7 protein-coding genes are annotated in these 7766 nt (G+C 56.2%); 6 read left to right on the top strand and 1 reads right to left on the bottom strand.

All coding sequences use genetic code 11. The features are described from left to right. The first annotated feature begins 10 nt into the window (after positions 1–10). On the top strand, positions 11–2428 hold the full coding sequence (locus SPHS8_RS16840; protein WP_236575241.1) for a TonB-dependent receptor: 2418 nt from the start codon (positions 11–13) through the stop codon (positions 2426–2428). 92 nt (positions 2429–2520) lie between these two features. Here SPHS8_RS16840 and SPHS8_RS16845 read toward each other — a convergent pair whose 3' ends face one another. Further along, the gene (locus tag SPHS8_RS16845) at positions 2521–2895 is read right to left on the bottom strand and encodes a hypothetical protein (RefSeq protein WP_201516568.1); all 375 of its coding nucleotides are present in this window, start codon (positions 2893–2895) and stop codon (positions 2521–2523) included. 70 nt (positions 2896–2965) lie between these two features. Between SPHS8_RS16845 and SPHS8_RS16850 the strand changes: the two genes are divergently transcribed. The 5 genes from SPHS8_RS16850 to SPHS8_RS16870 form a co-directional block, all read left to right on the top strand. Beyond that, the gene (locus SPHS8_RS16850; protein WP_201516569.1) at positions 2966–3433 is read left to right on the top strand and encodes a helix-turn-helix domain-containing protein; all 468 of its coding nucleotides are present in this window, start codon (positions 2966–2968) and stop codon (positions 3431–3433) included. A gap of 260 nt (positions 3434–3693) precedes the next feature. Then, positions 3694–4488, top strand: a complete 795-nt coding sequence (locus SPHS8_RS16855) for an SDR family NAD(P)-dependent oxidoreductase (RefSeq protein WP_236575244.1) — start codon at positions 3694–3696, stop codon at positions 4486–4488. A 60-nt stretch (positions 4489–4548) separates the two neighbouring features. After that, complete coding sequence (locus tag SPHS8_RS16860; protein ID WP_201516571.1) at positions 4549–6063, top strand: aldehyde dehydrogenase family protein; 1515 nt, start codon at positions 4549–4551, stop codon at positions 6061–6063. Positions 6064–6112: 49 nt separating this feature from the next. Next, a complete protein-coding gene (locus tag SPHS8_RS16865; RefSeq protein ID WP_201516572.1) occupies positions 6113–6898 on the top strand; it encodes an acetoacetate decarboxylase family protein in 786 nt (261 codons plus the stop codon). A 5-nt stretch (positions 6899–6903) separates the two neighbouring features. Next, positions 6904–7766: MFS transporter (locus SPHS8_RS16870; protein ID WP_236575242.1), on the top strand; the 863-nt coding region annotated here is incomplete at its 3' end.

Below are 7766 nucleotides of genomic sequence, written 5' to 3' on the forward strand. Positions count from 1 at the left end.
TCACAGGGTATTGTATAACGATTTCTTCAGCCTGATCCTTCGGGCCGTCTCAAAATTTGGCGACCGGGACCTCGCCCAACAACGATCAGGGGGTTTTTCAATGGCTTATCACAACGGCTTCTACGCCTTGCAATCCTTGAGTAAAAGGCCAAACCTTTTTCAGACATACGGCGCGCGCGCGACAAGGGCTTCGATAGCAGCGCTGGCCATCAGTATCAGTATGGTTCCCGCCTGTGCTCTGGCCCAAGAGGTTGGGCCGGGTGCGCCCCAGCCGGAAGGTTTGGGCGGTGATATCGTGGTCACCGCGCAACGGCGTGAGCAGCGGCTGGACAAGGTCGGCCTTTCGATCTCCGCCTTTTCGGCCGACCAGATGCAGGCGATGGGTGTCCAGTCGGCGACTGAACTTGCTTCCAAAGTCCCCGGCGTAGTGCTTGAATCGAGCGGAGGTTCGGGGCTGAACGGAAATCTGACGATGCGGGGCGTCGCGGCGACCGACTTTTCAACCAATCAGGAATCGCCGAACGCCATCTACTTCGACGACATTTACGTCAGCTCGCCTTACGAAACCAACTTCCCCGTCTATGATCTGGAGCGTGTAGAGATATTGCGCGGCCCGCAGGGAACGCTATTCGGTCGAAACTCCACCGGCGGTCTCGCCAACTTCATCACCAAGAAGCCGACAGATCGGTCGGAAGGCTTTGTGTCGGCGACGATCGGCAACTATGATCAGAAGCGACTGGAGGCCGCGATGGGCGGTCCGCTGGACGACAAGACGCAGTTTCGTATCTCGGGTATGCTCGACTATTCCGATGGCTGGTGGAAGAACGCGGCCGGCCCAGATACGAATGCGCAGAAATTCTTTGGCGTTCGCGGGCAGATCCAACGGGACTTGAGCCACAATTTCAAAGCCTATTTTGCAATCTCCTACGATCGCAATCCGCGTGCACGGATCGGGACCTATGACTCCCAGCCGGCTTATTTGGTGAATGGCACGCCGCAACTCCTCCCCGCCGATGTCGATGCATATGGCATCGGCCCGGGGAATGACGCGACGGGATATCGTGATCCCTATCCAGGTGCGCGCAAGACTGCGTTCAACGCCGTGGGCTATCTGAAGAAGGAGCGGGTTTCACCGACCTTGCGTCTTGAATGGAACGCCTCGGATGAAATTAGTCTGATTTCTCTCACCAACTACACGCATTTCAAATTCGCCTATGCAGAGGATTGCGATGGTACGCCCCTCAACGCCTGCTATTTTCCCAGCGGCCAGAATTTGAACCAATGGTCCGAAGAGCTTCGCATGTCGAAAGTGGGAGATAGGTTCAATTTCACCGGCGGCTTATATTTCCTGGACATAAAGCAGTCCAATTATCAGAATTATTCGTTCCCAGCTTATGCTGGTACAGAATTCGCGTTCGATATCAGCAACGTCTTTGACCAGCATGTCCGTTCCTATTCAGCGTTCGCACAGGGTGACTATGCGCTTACCGATCGCTTGAAACTGACAGTCGGCGGACGGGTGCTGCATGACACCAAGAGCTTTTCTTCGCAGGTATATTATAATGAATTGGGAGACGGGGTCATCAACACCGTCTACGATCCCCCGCTGCTCGGATATGATTTTTCTGAGGCAACAGTTGGTCGAGCCGCGAAAAAGAAAGAATGGTTATGGAGCGGCCGCCTCCAGCTCGATTACACCGCCAGTGATGACGCACTTCTCTATGCCAGCGTCTCGCGAGGCGTGAAGGGCAGCGGCTTCAATAGCAATGCGGGCGGGACCACCTCTCTCATGCAGACGCCCTTTGGCGCCGAAACGATGATCGCCTATGAAGCGGGCTCGAAGCTGAAGCTATTCGACCGTACGGTTCGCCTGAATCTTAGCACATTCTATTATGACTATTCCGACTTCCAGGCATTCCAGCTTCAGGGCCTGACTTCCTTCGTCACCAACAATGATGCTTACATGTACGGCGGCGAAATGGAACTATCTGTCACACCTATGCGGAGTCTTGATCTCCAATTGGGCGTGGCAAATCTTCATACGAAGGTTCATGATGTAAACACGAGCTACAGTGGCGTTGTAGATCAGGGCGCCGTCAATGCGCCCAAATGGACCGTCAACGGCCTGGCTCGCAAGTCGTTTGACGTCGGCAGCGGCCAGATCGCCTTCGTGTATGATTTCAGCTATCAGTCCAAGCGCTATTCATCCGTCGATAATAACGCGATGAACCTGCTTCCTGCCGCTACGCTGCACAATGCTCGCGCAAGTTATTCGCGTGATGGCTTTGAAATAGCCGCCTTTGTGAAGAATTTTACCAATGCCGCCAAACAGGTCTCCGCGTTCGATTATATCGCGCTGTTTGGAACCAGAATTGTTACATACGCCCCCCCGCGGCGCTATGGCATCGAACTCCGAAAAGACTTCTGATCTTTCAAATCGTCCCTCGCTTGAAGCCCTTCCGAATTCATTCGGGAGGGCCATTTTTTGGTCTTGGCTGGCACCGCATGTTATCCCATCCTCTATTCCGGACTGGGATGCATTCTCAGATCTTGCGACCGCCGGGTTCGGTCAGCAAGTCTGAGCAGCCCCAATGCCGTTGAGAGGATAATGGCTGCAATGACGGGCATTTCCCACTGTCCCTTCCGTGCGATAAAGCTCTGGGCAACCACGAAAAGGAGAAGCAACGCTCCGGCAGCCGGTGCCACCAAGTGGGCGAAGCTGGTGGCGGAATCGCGGCGTAGGATCAGGATCGCGCCGAGGCTGATCAGGAAATAGGGCAGCAGCCAGAAATTGATCACCATGCTTGCCAGCATGGTGATGGCCTTGATGGGGCTTTCCGCTCCGCTCAGCCGTATCAGCATCGGCACGATCGCGCCGATAAGGCCGACCAGCAAAATCGCGCGATGGGGGGCGTGGACGCAGCCGTTTTTGGTCTTCTGAAGTGTTTATCGGGCGATCCGCATAATGATGAACTGGTGGATCGGGGGTGAAAATGTCGCCCTCGCGGCTGGAGCCGTCGTAGCGGCCTTGGACATTCAAGCCACGAGCAGGCCATCGCTCGACACACGAACTTATCTGTTTCGGAAAGCGCGCGAATATATATTGAACAGGATTACCCAACACTTCAGCGTAGCCGAGCTTTGCGAAGCCCTGCGTGTTAGTCAGCGTACCTTGGAATATAGCTTTGCCGATATCGCTGCGTTAAGCCCGAAGCGATATATTCTGACACAAAGATTAAACCGAGTACGTTCAGATATACTGCAAAGAGGCGCTGCGGCCGACGTGCTCGATCTGGCCCATAAGTGGGGGTTCCACCATCCGAGCCGCTTTTCCCAGCAGTATCGGCGTCATTTCCACGAGCTTCCCTCCGTGACCAAAGGCCGCCTGATCGCCCGGCTCGGCAAGGCGGAAAGCGGCAGGGTGTCCAATTAAGAAAAAGGCCAGGGTATCTGAACCCCAGGTCTTGCTGCCTTTGCCGACGAGAAGGTTTGGGTGATACCCTCGCAGAGGTATTGCCGATCCAGGTCGCCACCGGCACCATCGGCCAAATTAGGTATAGTCGTCTTCCAAGTTATTAAGAGAATCGGCTTTCCAGCGGCTGTCGTAATATTTCGCTGCTTTGAAGGCGTATATAAAAATAACAGATTTTTCATGACCTTGGGAGTTGGAGGATCAGGCGGCCCGTGAACACGATGGATTTGTTCAAGCTCGATGGGAAAGTGGCTCTCGTAACGGGAGGCGCGCGCGGTATCGGCTTTGAGCTTGCTACCGCCATGTCCCACGCTGGCGCGATTGTTTACTGCGCCGATATCAACGGCGCGGGCGCTGAAGAGGCGGCTGAACGGATTACCGCCGATGGCTATGGCGCCGCCAATGGAATACAGGTGGACGTGTCTCAGGAATCGTCGGTCGCGTCCATGGTCGACGCCGTCATGAAACGGCACGGGCGCCTTGATGTCTGTATCGCGAACGCAGGCATCGCTGAACCAAATCTTCCTATATCCTGGGAGGATTACACGACCGAGCTCTGGCGTCGGCTGATCGATGTCAATCTGTCGGGCGTCTTCTTTACTGACATGGCGGCGGCCAGGGCGATGAAGGGTCGCGGCGGCGGCTCCATCATCAATATCGCCTCCATCGTTGGCATGACCGCGGACTCACAGTGGGGCTGCATTGGCTACGCAGCGGCGAAGGGCGGAGTCGTGCAGCTTACACGCCAGCTCGGAGCCATGCTGGCTCCCGAGGGCATACGGGTAAATTCGATAGCCCCCGGCTACGTCGCCACAGAATTGAGCGAAGGCGAGCAGCTGGATCATCCCGATCCGGAAGTTCGCAAACTTCAGGCCGAACTGCTGACTCGCACGCCGATGAAGCGCTACGCCCAGCCGGAGGAACTGCGGGGTGCGGCTCTCTTCCTGGCGTCCGATGCTTCATCATACTGCACAGGCTATACCTATGCCGTCGACGGGGGCTGGCTCGGTGCGTAATCCTATGTGCGGCGGCCAAGCGCCCCTAAACTTCACCATAATCTTCTTGGGAGTATTTTGATGTCCGGGTTCAAACCATTTGCGGACTATAGCAACCATATTCTGGTGAACGGAGAGCTACGGCGAAGTGCTTCCACGACCGCGCTTGATGTGATCGATCCCGCCACGGAACAAGTGGTTGCGAGCGTTTCGGACGCGACTGACGCCGAACTCGATCAGGCGGTCGCCAGCGCCATGCAGGCGCAACGCGCATGGTTCAAGCTTTCGGCGCTGGAACGCACTGAAGCACTTCACAAGGTCGCGCAGGCGATTGAGGACAACCGCCCGCTCCTTGCTGAATCGATGACCCGCGAAATGGGCAAGCCTTACAAGGAAGCCTTCGACGAAGTTACATGGTCCGTATGGGCCTTCCGCTATTATGCCGAAGTGTCCCGTCATGATCATGGCCGCATCGTCGGGCCCGTGGTGGGCGGCCATATGAACTTGGTCACCAAGCATCCGCTTGGCGTCGTCGGCATCATCATGGCGTTCAATTTCCCCTACTGCCTCTATTCCTGGGAAGCGGCTGCAGCGCTCGGCGCTGGCAACGCCGTGATCCTCAAGCCATCGGACCACACATCGATCTCCTCTCTTCTGTTCCTCAAGACGATGATGCCGCACCTGCCGGCGGGCCTGATCGGCCTCGTCACGGGTGGTGTTCGTGTTGGCACGGCGATGGTGGCTCACAAGGACATCCATGGCATTGCCTTTACTGGCAGCGTCGGTGCAGGGCGGGCCGTTGCGAAAGGATGCGCCGAAAACTTCAAGAAGGCTTTGATCGAAACGTCCGGCAATGATCCGTTCATCGTCATGCCCTCGGCGAATCTCGACATCGCCGCGCGCGCCGCCGTATTCGCCGCCAATCTCAATGCCGGTCAGGTCTGCACATCGGGCGAGCGCTTTTATATACATCAGGACATCCACCAGGCCTTCATCGATAAGGTAGTCGGACTGACGCGCAAGCTTCGTATCGGCAACGGCTTGGATAAGGTCGATATGGGTCCGATGGTGTCGGAGCGCGAGCGGACCCGATACGAAGGGTTGCTCTCCCGTGCGATCGAGGCAGGAGCCCGAGTGGCAACCGGCGGCGCGCGGCCGTCCCATCTCAACGCCGGTTATTTTGTCGAACCCACGGTATTAATGGACGTTGAGCCGGAAGCGGAAATTCTGAACACAGAAAGCTTCGGCCCAGTGATGTCCATCTGCCGCGTCACTGACTTCGACGAAGCCATCACACTCGCCAATCGTTCGGACTATGGCCTCGGATCGACGGTATACACCACTGACCTTAATGAAACGCACCGCGCCATCGAGGAACTTGAGAGCGGCATGACCTGGATCAATGCTCCGCTCATGGACAATAACGCCGCGCCTTTCGGCGGCCGCAAGATATCCGGCATGGGCAGCCAGCTGGGCGCAGAAGGACTGGATCAGTTCCGGCACTCGAAGATGGTGATGATCGATCCCTCATGCTCGTCCCATGATTTCTGGTGGTACCCTTATGCAGATGCGGAAGCATTTGGCGGCGAGAAGTGAAATCCGATTTTATCTTAATTCGTCAAAGAGATTACAGAAAGGCTAGTCAATGAGCTTCGTCAAAACGGACCAGGAAGTCGCTGAAATCGAAAGTTTGCTGTCTAAGGGGCAGTTTACAACAGAATCCCTGACGATCGAGTTCAAGACCACGCAGGAATTTCTGCGCAAGGTCCTGCCGCCCTGCTTCGATCTTCCCGACGAGCCGATTGCCTACGCCAACGTGTCGCACTGGCAGTCGGCACTTTGCGGTGAATTCGACTGCGGCATCATCTATCTGTCGTGCAAATATAAGGGTGAAGCCGGGACCACCATGCTGACCTTGTTCGTCAGCGGCGACATGCCTGTCACCATTGGACGCGAGATGTGGGGCGAAGGGAAAAAGACCGGTAACGCCCGCTTGTATGTCGATGGTCATGAAGTTTACGCTTATGCTGAACGCAACGGTGTGCGCCTGATAGAAATTCAGGCCGAACTCGGTGCCGACCTCGGTCCAGCTCAAAACAACGTCAAGGATTTTGAATTGAAGGCGCAGCCGCACACGACCGGCAAGGGCTTTCAGAACAAGGTCGTTTTGAGCTGCCTCGATACCGCAGAGGATTTCCGTGTCACGCGTCAGGGCACCGGCACGCTCAAGCTCGCTGGCACCGCCGTCGATCCGCTCGACACCATCCCGGTGGTCGAGGTCGGTGGCGTTTCCTATGGCGAAGGCGCATCCTGCTGGACCATTCCTTTCTGGGAAGAATTGGATGATGGTCATGACTATCGTCCGTATATCTACGGTCAGAAATATGACGACTTCCGGTTGTTCAACAAGGCTCGCCGCTTCGCCAGGTAAGAGCGATGGCGGCAGGATCGTGCTGCGTTCCTGCCGCCTGGCGCCCTTTTGCTGAAGGATGCGCAAAGATCGCCCTGGAATATTATGCGGTAAAATGGGCCAAAGGGGGGAGTGATCGGGTGACTGACGATCAGCAGGTGCATTTCAGGGCATGGGCGGCGCTTGGGCTCTGCTTCATAGCCACAGTCATTATCTTCCTTCCCTATGTAGGTTATTCGACCCAGGTCACGTCAATGATGGCCGACCTTTCCATGGACTACACTATGGTCGGCGCCCTTGCATCAGCGACGGCCCTGTCTGGCGGCATCGTGGTCTACACGGCAGGCGGGCTTTTCAACCGTTGGGGGATTAAGAATATATGCATTGCCGGACTTGTTTTGTCCGCTCTTGGGCAGTGTTTCTTTTCGATCGCCTCAACCTATCAAACGATGCTGGCCGCGCGCATCTTTCAGGGCGCCGCCATTCCACTCCTTTTCGTCGGGCCCTACACCATCGCCATGCATTGGGCTGAGCATTCCAAAAGGCTCGGCGTTTTCATGGGCGTCATGTTGTCTACCGACGGGATCGGCACCATGCTTGTGGGATATGCCTATTCGCATGTCCTTGAATTCCGGGGCTGGCGTATCGGATCACTCTGGGGGGCGGCGGCGCTTCTGATTATAGCTGGTCTAGTCTGGCTTCTTTTGCAGGAGCCGGAGTCCGCCGCGTCGGTCGATCCTTCGGTTCGAACTGACAAGCCCTCCCAACTTGTTCAATATCTGTCCGTGTTGCGTCAGACCAACGTCCGGGTGGCGGCGCTCTTTCTAACCGGAGTATGTGTAGGCGCTTGCAACCGTAGCAGCTTCTGCTCGCAAACAGCGCCTTTTCC

Origin of the sequence: Sphingobium sp. S6, from assembly GCF_905120495.1 — a bacterium.
In the GTDB taxonomy this organism is placed as follows: Bacteria; Pseudomonadota; Alphaproteobacteria; order Sphingomonadales; family Sphingomonadaceae; genus Sphingobium; species Sphingobium agri.

Bases quoted from the DNA above. Each gene is read 5' to 3' on its own strand.
- SPHS8_RS16855 (WP_236575244.1), top strand. From the start codon at position 3,694: ATGGATTTGTTCAAGCTCGATGGGAAAGTGGCTCTCGTAACGGGAGGC.
- SPHS8_RS16850 (WP_201516569.1), top strand. From the start codon at position 2,966: ATGATGAACTGGTGGATCGGGGGTGAAAATGTCGCCCTCGCGGCTGGA.
- SPHS8_RS16865 (WP_201516572.1), top strand. From the start codon at position 6,113: ATGAGCTTCGTCAAAACGGACCAGGAAGTCGCTGAAATCGAAAGTTTG.
- SPHS8_RS16860 (WP_201516571.1), top strand. From the start codon at position 4,549: ATGTCCGGGTTCAAACCATTTGCGGACTATAGCAACCATATTCTGGTG.